Source organism: Saprospiraceae bacterium (genome assembly GCA_016715965.1).
Lineage (GTDB): Bacteria > Bacteroidota > Bacteroidia > Chitinophagales > Saprospiraceae > Vicinibacter.
The window spans coordinates 720,667-745,809 of the sequence record JADJXG010000001.1; the positions used below are offsets into that span (position 1 = coordinate 720,667).

The window sequence follows — 25,143 nt, forward strand, 5'->3', positions numbered from 1 at the left end:
GTACAGAATGATTTTAGAAACTGACAAAAACCCAATCTTCCGGACACTTTAAAGAGAAAATGGAAAAAGGTACCATAAAAAAGCCTCTAAGAGATAAACCAAAGATGAATTTTGAGGTCTTCTGTACATGCTTGTTGCAGGAATATACTTACACATACCTTTTTGTAAACGAAAATGCAGCTATTGTAATTTTCATTTCTCCACCCGAATGGAAACGAAAGATGCCGTTCTAAAGGCCATCCAAAAAGAGATCATTCAAAGAAAAGAAGAAGCTTTGGCTCATCGCATAGATTCCATCTATTTGGGTGGAGGTACCCCAAGTATTCTGAATGCGTCTGAACTGGATGCCATCCTCGGTCTGATGCACAAGAATTATTGCTTGTCTGATGATGCAGAAATCACCCTGGAAGCCAATCCGGACGATGTAAGCCGTATCCGGCTCGATGAGTGGCAAAAACTTGGCATCAACCGTCTTAGCCTTGGCATTCAATCCCTGGATGATGGTCTGCTCAAATGGATGAACAGGCCTCACAATGCAAAAGATGCCCATCAATCCCTCGAATTAATCGCAGCTTCCAATATTCGCAATTTTTCCTGCGATCTCATCTATGGCTTACCTCAAAGAAGCGATGAAGAATGGATTCACGATCTGGATACACTCATTGGTTATCACGTACCTCATTTGTCCTGCTATGCGTTGACGGTTGAGCCAAAAACCATTTTACACCATCAGGTTCACCATACAAAATCAGTGGTCGTTTCAGAAGAAGACAGCTCACGACAGATGTTGCTTATGTTGGAGCATCTGGCAGTTCATCACTATGAGGATTATGAAATTTCCAATTTTGCTTTGCCAGGTCATCGCTCCCGACACAACAGCAGCTATTGGAAGGGGCAAAGTTATTTTGGATTCGGACCTGCCGCACATTCATTTGATGGTCAAAAGAGAAGATGGAATGTTGCCAACAATACCCTGTATGCAAAATCCGTACAAGAGAATCTACCCTGCTACGAAGAAGAGAGCCTTAGCCCAAAGGACCATTACAACGAATACATCATGCTCCAACTGCGCAGGAAAGAAGGAATTTCTACCAGGGAATTGCAAACAAGATTTCCTGAATACTTTCCTATTGCCGAAAAAATAATGGAAGAATATTTTACCTCGGGCCATGTATTAAAAAATCAGGATGGCTATTTTCTCAGTCCTTCTGGAAAGTTGCTCTGTGACCGGATTAGCATGGAAGCATTTGCAGAATAGGTCCAATAATTTATAATCCAAGATTTTGCATCCACTGGTTTAGAGCTTATATGATAGCTGGCATTTGGTGTGGATCTCTTCGTTTGACATTGGAACCTTTAAGATCGCTTGGCGCTATTGGCAGTATATTTATGATAAAGACCTCATTAAAGTTCCAATGCCCAACGCTTTCTAATTTTACCTATCCTTGCGATTCTGTGTCCTTCTGATTGAAGTTTTTTCATTTGTTGCTCTTCCCCTCCGGGGAATTTTTCAAAAAAGCTTCCATCATCTCTCACCACTCTCCAGTAAGGAGGAATTTTCTTTTGGCCTCCTGTGATCAACTCCTCCGCGTATTCTGCACAAATTCTTAGAAATATTCCAGTCGTGAGTGGACAGGCATAATCCGCGCCGCATTCTTCCGCCAATTCTTCCCGCAAAGCGCTGAGCGTTTTAATTTTTCCTTTTGGGATTTGGTATAATAAGGATTCAATCAATCTGGGTGTTGGGATGAGCATCTTTGTGCCGCCGTATTTATGATTCCAGGCTTCAGGTCCTTCTTTGATTTCAGGAGCCAAGGGTTTATCCATTTTTATTTTCCAACTGGTTTTACTTTTCATGCCGGGATGAATTAAGAATGGCAGGTGTGAATTTTTACTTAGAATGCTTATAAAATAAAAACGGCGTTAAATACTTTCATTTAACGCCGGAGAATGAATGAGAATGAAACCTAAAATTAAGGTTGTAATACGCTTAGGTATATGTAAAAACCATACCAATTCGAAAAAAATTGTATTTTTTTTATTTGTATACAAATTTTTCATTGTATATTAAATTGTAAATCAATTCAAACTTAAGAGTTTTGTTCAATTATTTTGTAAACATTTTTTTGCAAAATCATATTTTTTTTCTCATCCAATGTCTTAATATGATCCCATCCTTTTGCAATCAGAGCATCGCGCAAGTTATTTGATTCCTGAATCCTCATCATGGCATCTGCCAACTGCAGGTCTATCAGGGTATTCACATACAAACCTCCATCTCCGGCAGCCTCTGCCACCGCTGTGCCCTCATGGGCAATCACCGGAATTCCGGAAGCAATCGCCTCCACTGCCGGAATACCAAAACCTTCATACAAGGAGGGATAAATAAGACCCATGGATTTCCTGTAGAGAAATGCCAATTGTATATTGGATATTTCATCCGGAAAAAAAAACCACTTACTTAATCTACTTTGTTGTACTTTTTTTCTAAATGCACTTCTGGCCCTGCCTCCTCCAATCATCCATATCGGAATTCTAAGATCCTCAGGTATGCATCTATAAGCAGCCAAAATACTGTCCTGATTCTTTCTGGGATTAAAACTGCCCACACAAATCCAAAACACAGACGGCAAATGATCCAACAATGGAAATGATGCTACCTCCATGGTTTCCGCACTTTGGTAAAATAAAGAATCACAGTTTTGATAAATGACATTGATCTTTTCCTCCGGCACTTGATAATACTCGATCAGATCTTGTCTGGTTTTTTGACTTATCGCCACCACTTGCGAAATTCTCTCCAAAGCAAACTTTAATTTTAGATCATACATCGTCCGATCGTGCCAGCGATAATCTTGCGGCCGGACTTTGAAAATAACATCGTGGACGGTGATCAGTGCATTTCTGGATTTGCGTCCAATGTTCAAAGGAATCTCCGCACTGAGACCATGAAAAATGGCTTTATCTGGAATCCATTTTGCCGAAGTCAAAGATCGCGCCAATCCAGCCATCGACGGATAGCTCAATGTTCCAATGGATGTTTCTTTCAAGAAGGCATCATATTCGCTCTGTTTCTTTCCCGGTTTTAGAATCACCAGTCGATCTTCCGGAAATTGTTGATGATAGGATTGCACCAACCAGCGGCTGTAGTTACCGAGTCCGGTGTGGTTGTAAAAAAATCGCTTACCGTCTAAAAAAATCTCCAAAGTTTCGATTACTCAATCAACTGCTCATTATTCTTCAGATTCTTTGTGCTGAGCCTGATATTCCTGAATCAATTTGGACTGTATATCAGGAGTCACGGGTGCATACTCCGCCATCTTCATGGAAAATTTTGCCTTGCCCTGGGACAAGGATCTCAAAGATGAAGAATAATTGTGCATCTCAGCCAATGGAACCCGGGCTTTTATTTTTTGATAATGTCCGTCTGAATCCATTCCCATGATTATGGCTCTTCTTGTTTGCAAATCTCCCATGATGTCTCCCATGAATTCATCCGAGCACAATATTTCAAGATCATAGACAGGCTCCATCAATTGCGAGGCAGCATTTTGGAATGCTTCTTTGAAAGCCATGGTGCCAGCGATCTGAAACGCCATATCGTTGCTGTCCACCGGATGCATTTTGCCGTCATACACGGAAACCCTGATATTGGTACAATACGAACCCGTAAGAGGACCTTCGATCATTTTGTTCATCACTCCTTTTTTGATGGCGCTCGAAAATTTTGAATCGATGGACCCTCCGACAATGCACCAATAAAAGGCAAGTTTGCCTCCCCATTCCAATTCTTCGCTGTCCCTGTTTCTCACTGTGAGACCGGCAGGGTCTGGCATTTCATCATAGAAGGGTTCGATCCGCATGTGCACTTCAGCAAATTGACCAGAACCACCCGTCTGTTTTTTGTGGCGGTAAGAGGTGTCGGATGCTTTGGTAATGGTCTCCAGATAAGGAATTCTGGGTTTGATATAATCCAAATGAAGTCCGTGCAATTTTTCAATCCTGTATTTCACCAGATCCAGATGCAACTGTCCTTGACCGTGAAGGATATTTTGTTTGAGCCTTTGTGATTGTTCCAGGATTAATGTAGGATCTTCCTCTTGCAGATCGTGGATGCTTTTGATCAGTTTCTCCAGATCGTTTTTGTTTTCTGTATGAATGGCAGCACGGATGCGAGGTTCCGGAAATGGAATTTTCTCAATTTCAATATCGTTGCCTTTGACCGCAAGTGTATTGTTGGTATGGCTGTCTCGCAATTTAACGACCACACCCAAATCTCCTGCACACAATTCATCGACGGCTTCGCGACTCTTGCCATTGGAAACAAAGATCTGATTAAAGCGCTCATGGCCGCGATTGGCATTGTTGATAAATTCATCGCCCGCTTTGACTTTGCCGGAGTACACCTTGAAATAGGAGACCCTGCCCACTTTGGGTTCGCTGAATGTTTTGTAAATAAATAAAATGGCAGGTCCTGCAGCAGAAATTTTCAAATCGCCCTTGTTGGTTTTGGCGGCTGGTCGGTCAGCCGGGGATGGACAAACGTCATTGATGAATCCCATGATACGACCGGTACCTTTATTGGTGGTGGCAGATGCGCAAAAAACAGGAAACAATTGTTGATTGGCGATTCCCTTTCGCAGTCCATCGGCCAATTCGGATTCGTCCAGCGTACCTGTCTCAAAAAAGCGCTCCATCAGGCTGTCGTCATTTTCCGCTGCAGCTTCTACAATGGCGTTGTGCATTTTTTTAGCGCGATCCATTTCAGATGCTGGAATCTCTTTCTTCACTGGCTTGCCTCCTTCCGCAGGAAATTCGTACATGACCATTCTCAAAGCATCGATGATGGCATTAAAACCCTTGCCTTGATTGACTGGGAACTGAAAAGGTATCAATCGCGGTCCAAATCTAGAAATGGCCTGATCCAGTGTGGAATCAAAATCAGATTTTTCATGGTCCATCTGATTGATAACAAACATACCGGGCAACTGAAATTTTTCCTTATACTCCCAAATAAGCTCTGTTCCAACTTCAACACCGTGTGCAGCATTCAAAACCATGATTCCCAAATCTGCCACTTTCATGGAGGCTAGTATTTCCCCCACAAAATCATCAGATCCCGGAGTGTCGATGAGGTTTATTTTGGAATCTTTCCAACTAACATGCATCAGTTTACTGAACAAACTGCCTTTGCGCTCTTGTTCCAACTCGGTAAAATCGGATACGGTATTACCTGCTTCTATGCTTCCTCTGCGTGAAATCGCTTTGGCCTCATATAGCATGGCTTCAATCAAGCAAGTTTTACCGGAATGCGAATGTCCTAACAGGACGACATTCCTGATGTGTTTGGGATCTACGCTCATTTCTGATGGTTTTTAAATGAAAGATGATTTATCGCTCGGTAAGGTATGAACAAATGTGAAATTTCGTCACAAGCATTCTCTACTTTTTTTATCATTAAATTTTATTATAATGTGTAATTATACTTTTTTCAATCACATGAATTGATTTATGCACTTGGCAACGCAGAATATGTGACCTCCAGGCTCATGTGGAATATTCCTTCTTTGTACCATCAAAAATCCTGTCATTGATCTCAAAGAGCTACTTTTGGGCCATCGTATGGATTATTTAAAATTCACAGAGCTTTCCTGGTCCCGTCGGATTTTCCTTCTGGGCTGTTTTCTCTTTGCTGCAGGTTTGTGCTGGTCAAATTTCTTATTGAGCATTGGCAGTATGTGTTTCTTTCTTTCCTTGTTTTTTCCAAATGGTCAAACAAGAGACCAGCAGTCCACCCTGCAGAATTTCAATCATTTTCTGGGTGCTTTGCGAACACAGCCATACACTTTATTCATCATACTGTATTTTATTACGGTTCTGATTTCCGGATTGTGGTCTTCACATTTGGATGATTATTGGTTTCAGTTGAAAATGCTCCTTCCCATGTTAATCATGCCACTGGCCTGGGCCCGTCATCAACAGATCAGGTCAATGGAATTGCAATGGATCATTCGGATTTTTATCCTGAGTTGTTTGGTGGTTTCCATGTTTGTTCTTGGTAGATATTTCAGCAATTTTGAAGAGTACAACTTGTCGTTGCTCAAGGGTAAGGCCATTCCAACCCCAATTTCCCACATTCGATTTAGTCTGATGATGGCCTTGTGTGCCCTATTGCTTTTTAAATCATTTTTTGACCAAAGCAGTTTTTTTCATCCATGGCTGGATCGGATGGGATTCCTTTATTTCTTTTATCTCATTCACGCCCTGAGTGTCAAATCAGGGATGGTAGCCTTGTATTTGGCATTGTTAAGTTTTGTGGCCATCTGGTGTTTTCGAAGAAAACTTTGGAAGAAGGGTTTACTATTTCTGATTGCCTTGTTCCTGATTGGTTTGCTTGCCTTTTACATAAGTCCCAGCCTTCAAAACAAATATTACTACACCATCTGGCAAATTGGTGAAATGTACCGGGGTAAATGGTTGTTTTATTCAGACCTCGAGCGATTGAAGTCCATACAAGCTGGTTGGGAAATGATCAAAGAAAATCCCGTTCTGGGATCCGGTGCCGGAGATCGAATGCAAGCCACCAGGGAGACTTATATGCGCATCTATAACCACCAGGACATCAAGCTGCCTCATAATCAGTTTTTGTTTTCCTGGGCGTTTTACGGTGTGTTCAATTTTGTGGTATTGCTTTTGCTGATGTATTTTAGTTTGTTAAGAACCAATTCCTGGAAGACAGAATACATTCCTTCCATGCAAATCATTGTGTGGAGCTCTATGTTGTATGAGCACAGCTTGAATACACAAGTTGGAATTGCTTTATTTATGTTTTCTTATCTGCTTGCCCATCTTGCCTTACATCCAAAACCAGATGGATTCTGACAATGGCTCATAAAACAGTCTGGAAGGCCCATTTGATGTTGACATTGGTCGCCCTGATCTACGGCGCCAATTACAGCATTGCCAAGATCGTCATGGATCCGGGACTATTGGGCGCCAACGGATTTATCTTGCTGAGGATTTGTGCAGGTTCTATTTTGTTTTTGCTTTTCTTTGGCAAACCCATAAAGCCTGATAAAAAAGACATTCCACTTTTTCTGATCTGCGCAGTAACAGGTGTGCTTGCCAATCAGCTTTTATTTTTCAACGGATTGGAAAGGACCAGCCCCATTCACGCTGCATTAATGATGATTTGCACCCCTTTGATTGTCATGTTGTTGCTTGGATTGCAGGGAAAAGGAGTAAATTGGAAGCAATGGCTGGGCTGCATGATTGGATTTTTGGCGGCATCCTATATCATTGTTTACTCCACTTCCGGACAATCCGGATCCGGTAATTTGATTGGAGATCTGATGGTTTTGGTAAATGCTTTATTCTTTGGAATTTTTCTAACAAAAACCCCACCGCTGATTGCCAGGTATGGCGCATTTGAAATGATGAAATGGTTGTTTATAATCTCACTATTGTTTTGTCTTCCCATTGGGCTGTATGATTTGATTACTGCAGAATGGGAACAGTTTAACAGGTCCCATTGGAGCAGCCTGTTGTTCGTATTGGTTTGCACCACATTTATGGCCTATGCACTCAATGCAAAAGCACTTGAAATTGCCTCCTCTTCATTGGTCGGAAATTATATTTATCTGCAACCGTTTATTGCAGTTGTGTTTGCTTATCTCACTGGCAAAGACCGCTTGAACATATCCACTTGTTTTGCAGGAATGGTTATTCTATGGGCGGTTTGGTGGGTAGAAAAAAGCGCAAAACCCGCACACAAAGACTATAATTGAAATATTTTTCATGAAAATTCTTTGTGTGTGATTGACAAGCGTTTAGAGTAAATGTGGATTTATATTCAAATTTCTTTTAATCTGTAATGTTGTGAAACGATCGTCATTAGATAATTGCAAATTTTGTGGTTTGTCATTTAATTTTTTGCGGTAAAAAAAAATTTGGACTTGTTGTGTTTGGAAATATCTACTTTTACGCTGTCATTATTTAATCCCTGAGAAGGTAGTGTCAAACGAAGCCAAACCAAATTCAAAACTCAATCAACTCATTTCTGAGTTCGAAGGGTCGATCAGAACTTTTAGTCCTGAATTATGGCCTGAAAAATCATTTCACAAGTTAATTCACCATTATGAGAACCAGGGCCACTTCAACAGTGCGTTGGAGGTGGTTGATTTGGCACTTTCTCAATACAAAACAAAAGCAGAGTTTTATCTGATCCGCTCCCGTCTGTTGATGAGGCAATCGCGGTTGGAAGAAGCTTTGGAATCCATTGGACACGCAGAGCGTTTTGCTCCTTATCACGATATAGATTTGATTTTTACAAAAGTAAAAATATTCTGTCTCCAAAGAAAGGAAGTTGAGGCTTTGCAATTTATCTCAGGGTTTAGATGCGGATACCATAAGACCGATTTGCAAGAAATTATTTTGGCAGAAGCATTTATCTACGAATCCATGAAAGACTTTGAAAAAATGTTTTATTCGCTCAAAGAAGCGTTGACTTTAAATCCCAATAATTCAAAAGCTCTCCAGCAAATTTGGGTGAGTGTTGAATTTTCTAAAAAATACGAGGAAAGTATTATACTGCACCAGCAAATCATCGACCAAAATCCATATTCTCACCTGGCTTGGTACAATCTGGGGCACGCGTGGTCTTGCATGGGTGAATACGAAAAGGCACTTGAAGCCTTAGAATATTCGTATCTGATCAATCCCCAATTTGAACAGGCCTATTTGGATTGCGCAGAGCTATCTCTTCAACTGGGTCAATTTGAAAAAGCATACAATTGTTATCGCGAAGCAAATGAAATGTTTGGTCCGGATACTGAAATGATTGTATTTATGGCGGAATGTCTCACCAAATTGAGCCGGTATCAGGAAGCCAAAGATCTGCTCAAGCAATCGATCGCCCAGGATCCTTACAACGACGAAGTATTTTATTATCTAGGCGAGTGCTACAAACACGAATCCAATTGGGAAAAAGCACTGGAGTGTTATTTAGAAGCTCTGGAACTGGATGAATACAGAGAAGAGTTTCACCTTGGTGCAGCCATTGCTTATGAACAAATCGGACTTCTTAAAAAAGCAGAATTCCACTACAACAAATCTGCCAATCTCGGACAAGAGCAAAGTATGTATTGGGCTAGCTACGTCCAGTTTCTAATGAAAAACAATCATTTTGTAAAGGCCTCCAAGGTATTGGATCGTGCAGATAAATATTCAGTTGGCGCCGACCTAAGCTGCTGCCGTGCCGCGCTATTCATGAAAAATGGTTCCGAAACAGAAGCCTATTCCCTGATTGAAGAAATCCTTCAGGAATCTCCCGATGGTTTGAGCATGTTGTTTGAACTTATGCCAGAACTGGAGCAGAATCCCAAACTCAAAGGGATGCTGCGGTATTTCAGTTATGTCAACTAAAGCTTTGGTATTTTAGTTTCACATTTACCTTAGATCAAAATGCATTTTCCTTGCCGGAAAGACCAATGCGGATAATATTTAATTCCTGATGAACGGGTAAGTTTGAAATTGCACACCTGTCCATTCAAATCTGGATAAGACCCTCTTTTCTTTATTATAACTGATCCTCTAACGCTTTCCTAGACGGAAAATACTTCCCATTGCTTTTATATTGAAATTTTGACTTAGCATGCAAAGATTTGCTATACAAAGAAGGGATCAAATCCTATCTCACTTTAATCCTTTTCCTGAATTAATAAAATAGATGCGTAGACAATCACTTGAAAATACTAATGCAAAAAAGTAATTTTCATTTTGATGTCTTCAACAGGTCTGTCCGCTCGACCAGTTTGCACCGAGGCGATTCGATCGATTACCTCGATTCCATCCAATACTTCACCGAACACGGTATAATCATTGTCCAAAAAAGGCGTTCCTCCGATCGATGCATAGATTCTTTTTTGTTCGTCGGTGTATTTAATCCCTTTTTGATCCTCCACCCGTGTCAACATGGCTTCGGTTTGGAGACTTCCCTGCACGATATAAAACTGCGATCCCGATGATTTCTTCTGAGGATTAACCGCATCTCCCGTCCTTGCCGCTGCGAGCGCGCCTTTTTTATGGATGAATCTTGAGTCGATCTCTGCCGGGATGGTATAACCTGGCCCTCCACTTCCGAGAGGAGTATTGGCGCTCGCATGGCGGGAATCCGGATCCCCACCCTGAATCATAAATCCAGAGATAACCCTGTGAAAAATCAAATCCTGATAATAAGCTTCCGATACCAGTTTTGTGAAATTATCCCGGTGTTGAGGAGTTTCATCATACAGATGGATCAGCATGTTCCCAAATGAGGTTTCCAATCGAACCAGACAGCGGTCCGGAGGCAGTACTTCGATTTTGGATTTATATTCTTTTGTCTTCTTGCCAAATATCGCCTTCAGGCTGACTTGATAAATTCCCGATTTGGTATAAAAGTGGGTCGGGTTTTTTTCATTGGAAACACTTCCGTCACCAAAATCCCAATGATAGCTTTTGGCTTCTAAGGATTCATTGGTAAACCGGATTCCATGTGGAATTTGTACATGCTGGCTGTCCACTGAAAAACGGACAGTGGATTTTTGAGCAAGGCTTATAAATCCCATGCAGAACATGGCAAATGATATAATGTACTTCATATCCTAATAGCTAAAAGATGTGGGAGAAATTAAGGAATTAGTGCGCCAGTCTGATTTTCATCTTTACATCAGTGACTGGTCTATCACCCGGCATGGTCTGGGTGGCTGCGATTTTATCAATGACTTCGAGTCCTTCTACCACCTCGCCAAATACGGTATAGTCTCCATCCAAAAAAGGAGCCCCACCGATCTGAGCGTATTTGTTAAAATCCTCCTGTGTATATTTAATGCCTTTGCTCGCATTCATCATTTGGATCTGGCCAGGATCCGTTGGTTGACCATGGACAATATAAAATTGGGATCCGGAAGATTTTTTCTGTGGGTTGACAGCATCTCCTTGTCGTGCAGCACATAATGCTCCTTTAAAATGCAATTGTCCGATTTCCGCATCGATGGTATAACCTGGCCCACCTGAACCAAGCATTGCCTCTCTTGGCGCATTCCTGGATTCCGGATCGCCTCCCTGGATCATAAATCCCGGTATGACCCTGTGAAACAAGAGGTCATCATAGTAATTCTCTTTAATTAACTTAATAAAATTTGCCTTGTGTTTCGGAGTGCTGTCATAGAGTCGGGCTTTCATCGTACCCATGGTGGTCTCAATGATCACCAGATCTTCTGCTTTCTTTCCGGTGCATGCCTGTAACATTGCAATCAGCAGAATTCCTGTTATGAATCTCATCATCATCTCTTGTTATTTTAAATTAAACTGGAATATTCCGTTTGAAAATATCTGATCACCATTTCCTTGAGAAAATTTTCCTGTTCTTTAACGCCTTTGAGGGTAAAAGGTTTGAGCTGAATATAATGAGGCCATCCATCCTGGTCCAGCCCCTCAAATTCATAATAACCTTCCTGACTTAGCAACCTACAACTGGCAATGTGCAGCAAATCGGTTTTTTCTTCTTTGGTGAATTTAGAAGTACTGGTTCGCCCAAGTTCCTGGATACCGATGAGCAAGAGAATGGCATTTAGATCGGGCAATTCTTTTTTACCAAATTTATCCTTGATAAAATGGCGAATTCTCAAATACTCAAAGTCCAATTGCCAAGCTTCCATTGTTGCACAAATTTAGATCAATTTTAATTTGTTTCGGTTGATAAAAGACATCCATTTTATTCTTCTCTGAATATCGCTTTTACTTCGCTGATCTTTGCCACCGGCAATAAACTTGCCATGAGACAAATGGCCATAACCGTACAACTGACCGTGACAAAATCCGCTGACTTTAATGCGATGGGATATGAGTCAATGATAAATTCTTCGGGTACCCTGATCAGGGCATAATGGTTCTGCAATAAATAAAAACCGATGGCCAAGGCAAAACCAGAAACCAATCCAATGGCTCCGATTCCCAAACCCAACAAAAGAAAAACCTTTTGAAGGGATCGGTTGGACATACCGATGGATTTTAAAATAGAAATATCGAGCCTTTTTTCCAATACAATCATCCACAATGCTCCCATAATGGTAAATGATACCAGCACCAGGGTAAGACTAAATAAAAGAAAGAACAACCATTTTTCAAGATTCATAATTTTCAGAAACGCTTCATCCTGACGGTATCTGTCCTTGACGATGAATTGAGGTCCTAAAAATTTTTGAAGCTTTTCCATCAAATTAAGTGAAGAAATACCGGACTTCACTTTAATCTCAATGGATGACAATTTGTTTTCTGCCCCACTCCATTCCTGGAGATCTGACAATGGAACCATGACCATTTCATTGTCCAGTTCCTGATGCAAACTGAAGATTCCAACCGGGCTTACTGCATTTTTGCCGTATTGATCTGCTCTGATTTCCTTTGATTCTTCTGCATAACTGGTGGGAATGTAAAGATAAACCCTGGTGGAAATATTGTTGAGTGAAACACCGAGCTTGTTTGCCAACCCAAGTCCAATTAAGGTCTGATGATAATCCAATGAAGGATCGAGTAAACTACCTTCCATCAAAGCAGAATCCAATGGGACCACTTCTTTGAAATTAGACTCTATCCCTCTAATCGTTCCAAAGTCTTGCACATCATCGTACTGGATCATTCCGGTAATATCCAGACAAGCTGCCACTGCCTGAATTTCTGACCAGGTTTTCAACTCAGCCACGATCGCAGAATCCTTCTCAAAAAATCCCGAATCAACCGACACTATTTTTATATCTGGATTGTACTTGCTAAACATCCCATTGAGCAATTCTTCAAATCCATTAAACACAGATAGCACAATGATCAATGCCGCAGTACCGATGGTAATACCCACAATGGAGATGGCTGTGATGAGATGAATCGCCTGGCTGGATTTTTTTTTAATCAGATACTTCCAGCTGAGAAAGGCAACCACTCTCATGATGCAATCATTGATTGATAAATGATATCCTGAATTTTGGTTCTGTATCTTTTGCGGTGAAGCAGATTGATGCTGCTATTGGGATAAGTCCGGTTGGATAAAAAAATATAAATTAGATCGTGCTTTGGATCGGCCCAGGCACAGGTCCCTGTAAACCCCTGATGGCCAAAGGTATTTTCGGATGCAAAATTGGAAACATAGGGTGGATCCGTGCCGCCTATTGTTTTCAAATCAAAACACAAAGATCTTCTATTCCATTGAGGATCTCTCCAGGTAAACATTCGGATGGTATTGGATTGAAAATATTCCTCTCCTCCATATTGACCCAAATTCAAATAACACTGCATCATGACTGCAAGATCTCTACTGTGTGAAAACAATCCTGCGTGACCACTAACACCTCCCAACATGGCTGCACCCATGTCATGTACATAACCGAGCAAAACCTGTTGTCTAAAATAATGATCATCTTCGGATGGAGCGATTTGCGTTTCCCGAATTCCTTTTTTCAATGGATTGTACATCGTGGATGTCAAACCGAGGGATGCAAAAAATCCGTTTTCAAGCCAATCCTCATACGATTCACCGGTCCACTTTTCGAACAGATCCGGCAAGGTGTAAAACCAAAGGTCTGAGTATTGGTATTTTTTGGTTTCTGAAAGTTTGCTGCTCAGAATTCGGGCGAAAATAGTATCCAGGATGCCTCTGTGTAGAAATGTATTTTTGGCCACTTCAATGGAAAATACGTCATCTGCATTTCTCCGATAATACAGTGGATCCAACAAATTGAGCGTATCAGGAGCTATCAATGTATGTTTGTAAAATGGGATCCAACTTTGAAGACCGGACTGATGAAGAAGAATATCCTTTAATGGAATCATTTCTTTGTCCGTACCTCTGGCGGGTGAATAGATCTCAGCCAACATTTTTGTCACATCGAGTTGGTATCGATCTATCAAATGCATCAAAGCCGGCGCTGCACCAAAAATCTTGGTGAGGCTGGCAATGTCGTACAATTGGTTGTTGTCCACGCCGTGATCCATGAGAAAATCTGTTGTACCAAAAGACTTTTGGTAAATGATTTTATGATCTTTTGCAATTAAAATCTGAGCACCTGGTGTTGCTCTGTCTTCAATCATTTTATAACAAATCGAATCGATCTGCGCCAAAGCAACTGAATTCATCCCAACCGATTCCGGTAAGCTGTATCCCAATCTCAAGAGGGAAGGTCTTAAGATCCCAGTGCCATTGGGAAATTCATTGGATATGGCGACGGGCAAAATACCGGAAATCGGATCTGTGCCCATTAGGATCTGCGCAGCGATATCCTGGACTTGTGGGTTGTCTTCATAAGTCAAAAGGATGGAAGGCAAATCCTTTAAGAATTGAATCGCATAGGGCGTACCAAAAACAATTGCAATGATCTGTTTCTTTTTGGCAATCTCACCAATCTGCTGAATGGCCAAATCACTCAACCCATATTTCTGTCCTGCTTTATAATTCAGCCGATGAAGGGTTAATATCACCAGATTGGATTGTTCAACAGATTCGCGCAGTTTTGAATCGAAGCTGTCACGATAATCGAGAAAATATTCATCCGCTGTAAAATAATTTCGGAGTCTGTTGTGAAAAGCATTTCCGGATTTTGTACCAAAGCTGATCACAGTCGATTTTTTCGGGAGCTTTCGGATGGGCACTTTTTTATACTCATCTTTTACAAGTGTAATGGCTTCTCTATAAATCTGATCCCTGATATGATGAGCCTGGGGAGTATTTAGTTCCCTGACGATTTCGTCTAGTTTTATTTCTCCCGGATGATGCAGACCTGCTTTGGTTTTTGCCATCAGTATCCGGTACACTGTGCCGTTGAGATCGGATAATTTTAATTCATCTTCTTCGATGGCTTTTTTAATGACATCAACTGCAGCTTCGATGTTTTCACTAAGGAGTAGTATATCGTTTCCTGCTTTCAGTGCTTCCAATTCAAGTTGTCCTGCCGGATATTTTTTGGAAACTGCTTTCATCTCCAGAGCATCTGTAATCACCAAGCCGTCATAGGCCATTTCTCTCCGCAGCAATTTTTGAATCACGGATCTGGAAAGTGAGGCGGGTTTATCCTGAGAAGGGTCGAGGGCAGGAATAGCCAGATGGGCAATCATCACAGAAGCCAATTCTGTTTGACCCAATACTTTGAATGGAAACAACTCAAAACTATCCAGTCGCTCCTTATCGTGTTTTAGAATGGGAAGATCAAAATGAGAATCGATATCTGTGTCACCATGTCCCGGAAAGTGTTTGGCGCATGCCAACACCCCGCCATCTTGCAATCCCTTCATAAATGAGTAAGACTTTTGACTTACTTTTAATTTATCGTCCCCAAAAGATCGCTCGTTGATCACTGGATTGTTGGGATTGTTGTTGATATCAAGGACCGGAGCAAAATTCAAATGGACTCCCAGTCTGCTCAGGTGTATGGCTTGCTCCCGCCCCATTTTGTAGATCAGTTGATTGTTGCTGAGCGCCCCCATGGTCATTTGTTTGGGAAAATGAAAACCATCCTGTTTTAGTCTCATACCCAATCCCCATTCTGCATCCATGCTGATCAACAGCGGAATCTTGGCGGTGCTTTGGTATAAATTGGTCAATTGCGCCTGTGTCACAGGATCCCCCTGAAAAAAACAAAGTCCTCCAACATGATAATTTGAAATCAAGTGGATCACTCGCTGGATATGCGCTGAATCATTTTTTCCATAGGCCCTGATCATAAAAAGTTGTCCTATTTTTTCCTCAAGGCTCATCAGCGCCAGTTTTTCTTGCACCCAATCGTGGTTTACTTCTTTTAACTGAGCTTTGAGATCAAGCCCGGTGAAAAACCAAACCAATAAAAGCGATAAAAAAATCCGGGCGATATGTCGATTAGCGATTTGCATTGAATTTTTTAGTGATGTCTGGATCTCTTTTTTGGGCCTCCGCAAGCGCAGCTTCCGCTTTTTGAGTATTACCCATGTTCATGTAAGTGAGATATAAATTAAAATGCGCTTCCGCAGATTCAGGTTGCATGGATAGTACCTGGTTAAAATACTCAATGGCCTTGGTGTAGTCTCCCATCACACCATGACCCACACCGAGCAAACTAATGGTCTCCGGATCATCCGGTTTAAGTTGCAATGCGCGATTCAACAATAAAATGGCGGCCTGGGGATTGTTTTCCACCATTCCCTTGTTGCGCCCGTTTTCTCTTAAAGTTAAATGCAGGTTATTGAGGGCTTCACTGTCTTCCGGCAAATATTTTAATACAAATTCGTATTTCTGTGCTGCAATATCATACTCCTTTGACATAAAATGCGCATTACCCAACAGGTTGTATGCATCAAAATAAAATGGATGCAAGTCGATGGCTTTCAATAAATGGGTTTTGGCCTTTACAATGTTTTTCCGGATGGCAGAACTGTCTTTCAAATCTTTCACCTGATCCAACAATATCCCACCCACTGCATTGTTTATTTTTGCACTGTTGGAAGAAATTTGTGCATCGTGAAGTATCAGTGTAAAATCGTTCTTCCAATCCATGTTGCGGCTGATCGTTTTTAGAGAATACAATAGGATTAAAAGAATAAAACTCCATTGGATTATTCTAGCTGATGCTATTTTCCATTGATAAAACAAGGATCCCAGAATCATTGCAAAACCAAGAGAAGACATAAATAGAAATCGCTCACCCATGAAAGTTCCAATTGGGAATACTAAATTGCTTACCAATGAAAGCGGTACCAAGTAGCAGAGCAGAGACCATGACCACAATGGCCTTGTCTTTTTCCATTTGAATATAAACCATAACATTGCAAGATGTAATGTCAGTGAAATCCATGGAACGAGATTTGAAAAATTTTGAATTGGAATTTGTTTTGGATAATAGTCATACGTCAAGGGGTGTGGAAACGACAGCAATCCCAAATACTTGAACAAAGTAAAGAGAATGGTGGCATATCTTTCTGCGGCACTAAAAAAAACATATTTCCCATTTGCAAATTTGAGAAATGGATTGTTCATCAGTTCACCGGATTGACCGGCGATGGGATTCCAACCGAGAATTTGAGCGCGAATGATTAAAAACAAAAAAGTGGGAACAAGCAGTAAAAAAAATACCTTGATGCTTTGGGAAAAACTTTGTCTGTACAATGTCCACAATCCAACTGGAATAAGCAACACAAAACCAATTGCATTTTCCTTGGACATCAATCCTAAGAATAACCAGATCATGCCCGCCATATTCCAAACCGGCATCTTCGTGTCCGCTGCTTTGAGAAATGCATGAAAAGACAAAACCGAAAATAGCAATGCTGCTACCTCATCCATTCCTTTGATGTTGGCAACAACTTCGGTGTGAATGGGGTGAGCTGCAAACAGCAGCGCGCCAAGAAAAGAGATCACCGATGCTGAATCGCCAAAATGGGGATTGAGCAGAACACAGAACAACTTATAAATCAAAAAACACAAAAATGCGTACGCAAGAATTTGTAAAATATGATACACAGGAGCCATAGGCCCAACTATCTCATAGATGATTGAAAATACCACCAGGGTAAGTGGTCTGTACCTTCCACCTGAAACCAGCTTATCTTTTCCTTCTTTTTTAAAAAATCCCCTGAAGGTGTCCTTTGACAGGATATCCGGAATCCCAGAAATTCCTTTGGCAACAAATTCATTTTTATGGATGACAATGCCATCGTCTACTGCAAAATCGTGGAAAGCGGTATTGAGATACAACAAACCAGCCAGCACAACCACAATATAACTTTGCCAGATCTTATCTGAAAAAATTCGATCCAGAATGGATGGCTTATGGATGAGCTGATTTTTCATTTTTGCATACGGATTGGATTAACTGGATAAATTATTCCATGTTACTGTACACATTCTGAACATCTTCATCATCTTCTATTTTATCCAGGAGTTTTTGGACCTCCGCTTCTTCTTCAGCAGACAATTTTTTAGTTGTTGTAGGGACCCTGTCAAAACCGGATTCGATGATTTCAAAATTATTTTGTTCGAAGTAAGATTGCAATTTTCCAAAACAATCAAAAGGACCATAGACAATCACCTCATTTTCTTCCACCACCAATTCTTCACAACCACAATCAATTAATTCCAATTCCAACATCTCTGCATCCAGATCTGCAGGTTTTTTGATTCTAAAATTGCATTTGTGCTCAAACATAAATACTACAGATCCGGTGACACCCAGACTTCCTCCGTATTTGTTGAAATAAGACCGAATATTGGCCACCGTTCTGGTAGAATTGTCAGTAGCTGTTTCTACAAGCACAGCAATTCCATGGGGTGCATATCCCTCATAAGTGATGATTTCAAGATCTTTCTCGTCCTTGGAAGTCGCTTTCTTGATGGCAGTCTCCAATCTGTCCTTCGGCATATTTAAAGCCTTGGCATTTTGCATTGCAGCCCTCAAGCGCGGATTGTTGTCCGGATTGGGGCCAGATGCTTTTACTGCCATAAACACATCTTTGCTGATCCGAGCAAATTGTTTGCTCATTTTGGAATATCTGGCAAACATCTTATGTTTGCGAACCTCAAAAATTCTTCCCATATCTTTGTATTAATAAAAGCGACGCAAAGTTAGAATATTCTAACTTAAAAAGCAGAATATAAGCCACTAAGATCAAAAATATGTCCGGACGCCGGACAGGAAAATTAAGTTTCTCTTCTGAGCTTCATTTCTGCTTTTGGGCCCACGAGAATCGGGACCACTTCTTCTTCCACATTGGACAATTCCAGACCGAAATCTTCATACGCCGGTAAACTGATCTTTTTAATCATTCGGTATGTTCTGACCACCCATCTTTCAAAAGTACTCAACTCTGTGTCGGCAGAAACTCTGGTGTGAAGAAGAATAAATTTAAAATCAGCCGGCAATTGATGTTTGGCCAAAGATGGGTAAGGGCTTGCGATCGATACCTCTCCTGCTTCCACCATTTGCTCGACTATCTCCTTAAACATGACATTGACCCTGTGCGCTACCTTAAAGCCAAATTTCAGATGAACAAAGAAAATTTTTCCGGGAACGATGGTATCCACATTGTAAGTTTTGTTGTAGGGTTCATCACCAATGGTCACATGCACAAACCAATACACATCCGCTTTTTTGGGCCTCTTGCGCAAAATGGAATACATGATGTTGGAATCAATGAGCCTTTTGTCATTGGCCATCGCAAGGTAAACGAGATGGGTCGCTTCCTTTGGAATGGTTTGGTCATTTTGCAAATCCTGAAGCACCGGAATGTAATCGTTTAACTCCACAAACATGGTGTGTTTTTGCCTGATCTTGGAGGCGTTGTACAATACAAACACCATGATGGCTATGGGAATTGCGATCAGCAATGAAAACCAACCACCATGCATAAATTTATCCAGATTGGCAATCAAAAAAGTAAATTCAACGACCATCAGCAGAATGGTTCCAATCAGCGAAATGATGAAATTGTGGTATCGGATTCTGTAGAAAAATCCAAGCAGCAAAGTGGTCATGATCATGTCTATCGTAATGGCAAGACCATAAGCAGCTTCCATGTTTTCAGATCTTTGGAAAATCATCACCACAATAATGCAACCCACCATCAAAAACCAATTGATGCTGGGTATATATACCTGACCTTTTAAATTAGAAGGGTAGTTTACGCGCATCCTTGGCCACAGATGTAGTTTCATGGCTTCATTGGTCAGTGTAAAAACCCCTGAAATCAAGGCCTGACTTGCAATAATCGTCGCTGCGGTGGCAATCGTCACTCCTATGGGCAAAAACCATTCCGGCATAATCTTATAGAAAATTCTGAATTCCGGATGGCCGTTGACATCTACAATGGATTGACCTGAAAATTCTGAAACGATGAATGCACTTTGTCCAAAATAACTCAACAACAAAGCGATCAAAACAAAAGACCAGCTTACCCTGATGTTGGCTTTTCCACAATGGCCTAGATCTGAATAGAGCGCTTCACCTCCGGTCGTACACAAAAAAACCGCCCCTAGAATCCAAAATCCACTGGGATATTTAATGAGAAGTTGGATGGCGTATTCAGGATTCAGAGCACGAAGGATTTCAGGGTGTTGCATCACCTGCATCAATCCCAGTGTCCCAATCATGGTAAACCAAATCAACATGATGGGTCCAAAATATCTACCCACCGTCTGAGTGCCAACTTGTTGAAATGTAAAAAGCGCGATAATAATTCCGATGACGATCGGTACAGTATTAATGGATGCAGAAGGAAACAGCATATTCAGTCCTTCGATGGCAGACGAAATCGAGATTGGAGGAGTAATAAATCCATCTGCAATCAGGGTGGCACAGCCTATGATGGCTGGATAAATCACATATTTGGATTTGTATCTTCTCACCAGGGCATACAGGGCAAAAATTCCACCTTCTCCTTTATTGTCCGCCTTAAGCGCGAGGAGGACGTATTTTCCGGTGGTGATGATAAGCAGTGTCCAAAAAACACAGGACATACCACCAAAAATCAATTCTTCAGAAACGACCCTGCTTCCCAATATCGCCTGAATCACATAAAGTGGAGAGGTTCCAATGTCCCCGAAAATAATTCCCAGGGTAATGAGGAGTCCCCCCAGACTTAGTTTTTGGCCATGACCGTTATCTCCCATGCTGTTTCATCAATGTCTTTGTGCATTCAAGCTTGCAAAGATAGTTAGCACTCCATTTCAGACCTTGTAATCCTTTGGTTTTGGGTTCTCATTAGGGTATTTTAAAAAGAATTAACGATTTGTGTGAGACGGATTTACAATTTCCATTGCTGCGCCGGGTGAAACTGCAAGATGGTCTCCCGCAGATAGTTTAAGTCAAGGTGGGTGTATATCTCGGTCGTCGTTATCGACTCATGACCCAACAATGCCTGCACAATCCGGAGATTTGCACCTGCCTCCACCAGATGCGTGGCAAAAGAGTGTCTAAAAGTATGCGGGCTCATGGATTTAGTGATTCCAGCCAGTGATGCGTATTTTTTCACCAATTTAAACACGCCTATTCTGGACAATTTTTTTCCAAAACAATTGATAAATATAAAATCTTCCTGCCCCCTTTGCAAGGTATGGGGAGGATTGGATTTGAGTTCTTCCAAAGCTTTCAATGCTTTTGATCCAATGGGTACGATTCTCTCTTTATTTCCTTTGCCGTGGACTTTGACCAGGCCCGGATCCCAATGGATCTGACTCCATTTCAATTCTACCAATTCGCTTACGCGCAGTCCACAGGCATAAAGCAGTTCCAGTATCGTACGATCCCTGTGGTAGAATTCAGATTCATACTGTACTGCATAAATGCAAGATTCTATTTCATCGATACTCAAAACATCCGGCAAATACTGTCCCAACCGGGGAGATATTAAATGTTCTGTAGGATTTTCCTGGATGAGATTCTCTGTAAGTAAATACCCGAAAAAGGAGCGCAAGCCACTGATCAATCTGGCCTGGGACCTTTCATCCATAGATCTTGTGTTGAGCTCTGCCACAAAAGCCAAAAGATCATTCATGTCAATTTGAAGGGGACTCTTGTTATCCAAATGGCTCAGGGCGAAATCCCTCAGTTTGCCGACATCTGTCAGATAGGCTTTGACAGAATTGGAGGAAAGCCCTTGCTCCAAGGCCAAAGAAGACTTGTATCCTGCCATTGCACTTTTCCAATCCATGGGACAAAGGTGCATTATTTTTTACATATTATATATATTTATAATATGTTTTAATAAATAACGGGACTGTCTTATTCCCAAATTATGCATTAGAGATTCTATTTCTGATACAATAATTTTGGATAATTTAAATTTTTATAATCTGTGTATTTGAACCCTTAATACCTTTTAGAATAATTACATCTCAAATTTTATAAACTACAAATCCACAAAAGGGATTTACAGTATTTTTTGAATGATTAAATTGAATTGAGTAAATAAAGGGTACTTTATTCTGAAATAACAATTTTCTGGCGATATGCTTTTCTGACTGCCGACATTCCCAAAGCTAAATAAACTCCCGCACTCAGTGCGGACAAATCAAGGGTCTGATTTCTTCTGACATCCCTGGTTAATATGGTTTTTCCTTCTGCATCCAACAATTGAACAGTTGTAATTTCTTTTGTAAATTCTACATCCACGATTTGGAATTGATGTCTTCCCGTTTCCTGCAAAAAATCGGCTTTAACGATTTTATTTTCATCCCTGGTAGCCGTTACGTCTTTTCTAAATACAACTGCATTGGGGTTCTTTAATTGCAATGTGCCCGGAGTAAAAAGATGACCGACAAATCTACCCTCTACATCATACTTTCTTACCGATGCGTTCTGCCCTACACCAATCAGAAAACTACCATCAGAGTGGATGTGCAGGCCCTCACAATTCAAGACTCCGCTCACCAGATTTTTAATAAACTTTCCTGCGCCGTCATACAGTTTTATTGTTGCTCCATTGTAGTCAAGCACCATCCAGTTTCCGTTTTCCAAAAACTGAATATTGGTAGGACCGGCCAAACCATTGGCAATAAATCTTCCCAGTGATTTACCATCAGGCCCAAATTTCTGAACGTACTTACCGTCGTAACTCGACACGTACAAATTGTCCTGAAGGTCCCAATCCATTCCAATGCTGTTGCTCACTCCCAGCTCTGTAAAATTATCTACAAAATTTCCTTCCAGATCATACCGCTTTACCTTACCGTCTCCCAACCACTGAAGGACATAAAGCAGGCTGTCTTTTCCAATCTTCATCCGCGTGGGTCCCTGTATGCCTGTGGTAAATTTTGAGACATAGGTTCCGGTGTTTGCGTTGTAACGATCAATGGAATTGGATGTGAAATTGCTGATCAACACAATGCCCTTGTCTTCTAAAAATAAGATGTCCTGAGGCCAGGCAAGCAGCTGTTTGGTAAAGACTTGAACATTCGAACCATCCGCATTGCACTTCAAAATCTGATAAGGACCATTGTTAAAATTACCTGCATCACTGATGTAATAGCTCCCCTGAGAGCTGGCTGTAATTGATAAAAAGTAAATAACAAAGAAGCCAATAATGGTATTTATTTTCACTTGTATTAATTTTATTGCGACTAAACTCAGACAAGCTTCCTAGCTACCATTTTCTGGTGAAAGGGAAAACAGATTCTCTATTGCGAACGTTTGTTTTCTCGAAAGGCTAAAACACTATGTCTGATGCTATACCCAAAATAAATCAGCAAACCTGTCAACAACCACAATCCAAAGCCCAGCCAATTGTGCACCGGAATTTGGGCCATCATGTATAGGCAGCACAACAGGCCCAGGACAGGAATCAATGAAAGATTTTTCAGAAATGACAGAATGCACATGGTCACAAATACCAAAACAAAAATCCAATTGGGAATCCTTTGTACAAAACTTTCCCAGCTGCTTTCATATTCCAACTCAACCGGAAGTGCCAGTCTCTTAAACAGAGCAACTGCATTTTCCTGGCCCAGTTGATCCAAATAATTTTTAAGCTCTGATCCAGCCTTCGTAAATTCCTTTGGATGGTAGTACATGACGTGATTCGACAACATACTCAATTGTTCATTATCAATGCCGGCCAACAGGTCTCCTGTTCCGATGACTTTAGGTTCATTGTATAGAAACGATTTCAAATCATCTTTGTGCCATCTGTTTAAACTAAAAATAGAAAATACCAAGGCCAGGGGCATGATCCATTTTGAATTGATGTAGGGTGTTTTGAATTTTGGAGGAGGCAAATCCTTTCTCCCCTGAATCATCAGTACCCCACCACATACCAAGACAAATGCAAATAAAGTCCCTATTGAGCATAGATCGGTCACCGTGGTCAGATTTAAAAACAATGCGGGAATGGCGGTCAATAAGGCAGCCACGATGGTTGAAAATGTAGGAGTTTTAAATTTGGGGTGAATTTTTTTGAAAACAGGAGGCAACAAACCATCCCGACTCATGGACATCCAAATCCTTGGTTGTCCCAATTGAAAAACCAGGAATACAGAAGCCATTGCCACAATGGCACTTAATGCAATGATACCACTCATCCAGGGCATATCCAACTTGCTAAATACAAAAGCCAATGGATCGCCAACTGCTAATTCAGTATAGTTAACCATTCCTGTTAAAACCAAAGCGATCAGGATATACAAAGTCGTACAAATTAAAATGGAGTACAACATGCTTCGCGGGAGATCGCGTTGCGGATTCTTGCATTCCTCTGCGGTGGTCGAAATCGCATCAAAACCGATGTAAGCAAAAAAAACGGCAGAGACCCCTCTCAAAATTCCTCCAATACCATTGGGGGCAAAGGGAGACCAATTTTCCGGATTGACATAAAACGCGCCGACCAAAATAACGAGAATGACCACTGCAATTTTGATGACCACCATAATATTGCTGGCGGTTCTGGATTCTTTAATTCCCCGATAGACCAACCACGAAATAGATCCAATGATAAGCAATGCAGGAATATCCAACACCAGATGAAAACCCAACAGATTGGGTGCTGTGGTGTAAGCTTCATGTGCTTCCCGAATTCTGGCATCCAGCAAGCTCCATTCTGTACCATTTTTCAACAATCCTTCAGCCTCTTGGTACAATTGGTGTGCCGTGAAATAATCCATTTGCATCCACATTGGAAGATGGATTCCAAAACCTTCCAGGAATCCGCAGAAATAATCACTCCAACTTATCGCCACAGTAATATTTCCCACCGCATATTCCATAATCAAAGCCCAACCGATAATCCATGCGATTAACTCTCCAAATGCGACATAGGAATAGGTATAAGCACTGCCCGCCACGGGAAGCATGCTGGCGAATTCTGCGTAACAAAAAGCCGCCATGCCACAAGCCAAAGCAGTAAAAATAAATAAAAACAATACTCCGGGCCCGCCTTCGGAAGCAGCAGTGCCTATGGTGCTAAAAATACCCGCCCCAATAATAGCAGCGATTCCAAATGATGTTAAATCTCTGACACTAAGTGTTTTGTGCAATATTTCATGAGACTCGCGACCCTTCAGGATGTCTTGCGTGCTTTTCCTTCTAAACCAGGTTTTCCACATTTCAATTTATTGTGTGGTAAACATAGATAATTTTTACACAGTTGATTATATTTTCCACT

At 41.1% G+C, this 25,143-nt stretch carries 18 protein-coding genes; 4 read left to right on the plus strand and 14 right to left on the minus strand.

Translation table 11 applies throughout. The annotated features are described in order from the left end of the window. Window positions 1–127 precede the first annotated feature (127 nt). The gene (gene hemW / locus IPM48_02695) at window positions 128–1,258 is read left to right on the plus strand and encodes a radical SAM family heme chaperone HemW (GenBank protein ID MBK9270480.1); all 1,131 of its coding nucleotides are present in this window, start codon (window positions 128–130) and stop codon (window positions 1,256–1,258) included. 146 nt (window positions 1,259–1,404) lie between these two features. Here hemW and IPM48_02700 read toward each other — a convergent pair whose 3' ends face one another. The 3 genes from IPM48_02700 to IPM48_02710 form a co-directional block, all read right to left on the minus strand. Then, on the minus strand, window positions 1,405–1,857 hold the full coding sequence (locus IPM48_02700) for a methylated DNA-protein cysteine methyltransferase (protein ID MBK9270481.1): 453 nt from the start codon (window positions 1,855–1,857) through the stop codon (window positions 1,405–1,407). Between the two features lie 233 nt (window positions 1,858–2,090). After that, on the minus strand, window positions 2,091–3,206 hold the full coding sequence (locus IPM48_02705) for a glycosyltransferase family 4 protein (GenBank protein MBK9270482.1): 1,116 nt from the start codon (window positions 3,204–3,206) through the stop codon (window positions 2,091–2,093). A gap of 27 nt (window positions 3,207–3,233) precedes the next feature. Then, complete coding sequence (locus IPM48_02710; protein ID MBK9270483.1) at window positions 3,234–5,363, minus strand: elongation factor G; 2,130 nt, start codon at window positions 5,361–5,363, stop codon at window positions 3,234–3,236. Between the two features lie 259 nt (window positions 5,364–5,622). Between IPM48_02710 and IPM48_02715 the strand changes: the two genes are divergently transcribed. The 3 genes from IPM48_02715 to IPM48_02725 all read left to right on the plus strand — a co-directional run bounded on the left by IPM48_02715 (window position 5,623) and on the right by IPM48_02725 (window position 9,423). After that, window positions 5,623–6,882: an O-antigen ligase family protein gene (locus IPM48_02715; protein MBK9270484.1), complete on the plus strand. Its 1,260-nt coding sequence runs from the start codon at window positions 5,623–5,625 to the stop codon at window positions 6,880–6,882. A 2-nt stretch (window positions 6,883–6,884) separates the two neighbouring features. Further along, the gene (locus tag IPM48_02720; GenBank protein ID MBK9270485.1) at window positions 6,885–7,787 is read left to right on the plus strand and encodes a DMT family transporter; all 903 of its coding nucleotides are present in this window, start codon (window positions 6,885–6,887) and stop codon (window positions 7,785–7,787) included. Between the two features lie 226 nt (window positions 7,788–8,013). Further along, a complete protein-coding gene (locus tag IPM48_02725; GenBank protein MBK9270486.1) occupies window positions 8,014–9,423 on the plus strand; it encodes a tetratricopeptide repeat protein in 1,410 nt (469 codons plus the stop codon). Between the two features lie 329 nt (window positions 9,424–9,752). Here the strand turns inward: IPM48_02725 and IPM48_02730 are convergent, their stop codons facing one another. From IPM48_02730 to IPM48_02780, 11 genes are all read right to left on the minus strand, one after another. Beyond that, the gene (locus IPM48_02730) at window positions 9,753–10,640 is read right to left on the minus strand and encodes a peptidylprolyl isomerase (protein ID MBK9270487.1); all 888 of its coding nucleotides are present in this window, start codon (window positions 10,638–10,640) and stop codon (window positions 9,753–9,755) included. 37 nt (window positions 10,641–10,677) lie between these two features. Further along, complete coding sequence (locus IPM48_02735; protein ID MBK9270488.1) at window positions 10,678–11,322, minus strand: peptidylprolyl isomerase; 645 nt, start codon at window positions 11,320–11,322, stop codon at window positions 10,678–10,680. Between the two features lie 17 nt (window positions 11,323–11,339). Then, the gene (locus tag IPM48_02740; protein ID MBK9270489.1) at window positions 11,340–11,699 is read right to left on the minus strand and encodes a hypothetical protein; all 360 of its coding nucleotides are present in this window, start codon (window positions 11,697–11,699) and stop codon (window positions 11,340–11,342) included. A gap of 56 nt (window positions 11,700–11,755) precedes the next feature. After that, entirely contained in the window at window positions 11,756–12,982 is a 1,227-nt protein-coding gene (locus IPM48_02745) for an ABC transporter permease (GenBank protein MBK9270490.1), read from the minus strand. Next, window positions 12,979–15,912 (minus strand): serine hydrolase, encoded by a 2,934-nt coding sequence (locus tag IPM48_02750; GenBank protein MBK9270491.1) that lies wholly within the window; start codon window positions 15,910–15,912, stop codon window positions 12,979–12,981. Before IPM48_02750 ends, IPM48_02745 begins: the two co-directional genes overlap by 4 nt. Further along, window positions 15,899–17,845 carry a tetratricopeptide repeat protein gene (locus IPM48_02755; protein MBK9270492.1) on the minus strand — a complete coding sequence of 649 codons (1,947 nt, stop codon included), beginning with the start codon at window positions 17,843–17,845 and terminating at the stop codon, window positions 15,899–15,901. The genes IPM48_02750 and IPM48_02755 overlap by 14 nt, the downstream gene beginning before the upstream one ends. 31 nt (window positions 17,846–17,876) lie before the next feature. Next, window positions 17,877–18,587 (minus strand): YebC/PmpR family DNA-binding transcriptional regulator, encoded by a 711-nt coding sequence (locus tag IPM48_02760; protein MBK9270493.1) that lies wholly within the window; start codon window positions 18,585–18,587, stop codon window positions 17,877–17,879. Between the two features lie 104 nt (window positions 18,588–18,691). After that, on the minus strand, window positions 18,692–20,659 hold the full coding sequence (locus IPM48_02765) for a KUP/HAK/KT family potassium transporter (GenBank protein MBK9270494.1): 1,968 nt from the start codon (window positions 20,657–20,659) through the stop codon (window positions 18,692–18,694). 134 nt (window positions 20,660–20,793) lie between these two features. Further along, the gene (locus IPM48_02770; GenBank protein MBK9270495.1) at window positions 20,794–21,699 is read right to left on the minus strand and encodes a tyrosine recombinase; all 906 of its coding nucleotides are present in this window, start codon (window positions 21,697–21,699) and stop codon (window positions 20,794–20,796) included. Between the two features lie 269 nt (window positions 21,700–21,968). Further along, a complete protein-coding gene (locus IPM48_02775; GenBank protein ID MBK9270496.1) occupies window positions 21,969–23,087 on the minus strand; it encodes a hypothetical protein in 1,119 nt (372 codons plus the stop codon). Window positions 23,088–23,164: 77 nt separating this feature from the next. After that, complete coding sequence (locus IPM48_02780; GenBank protein MBK9270497.1) at window positions 23,165–25,084, minus strand: amino acid permease; 1,920 nt, start codon at window positions 25,082–25,084, stop codon at window positions 23,165–23,167. Between the last annotated feature and the right edge of the window lie 59 nt (window positions 25,085–25,143).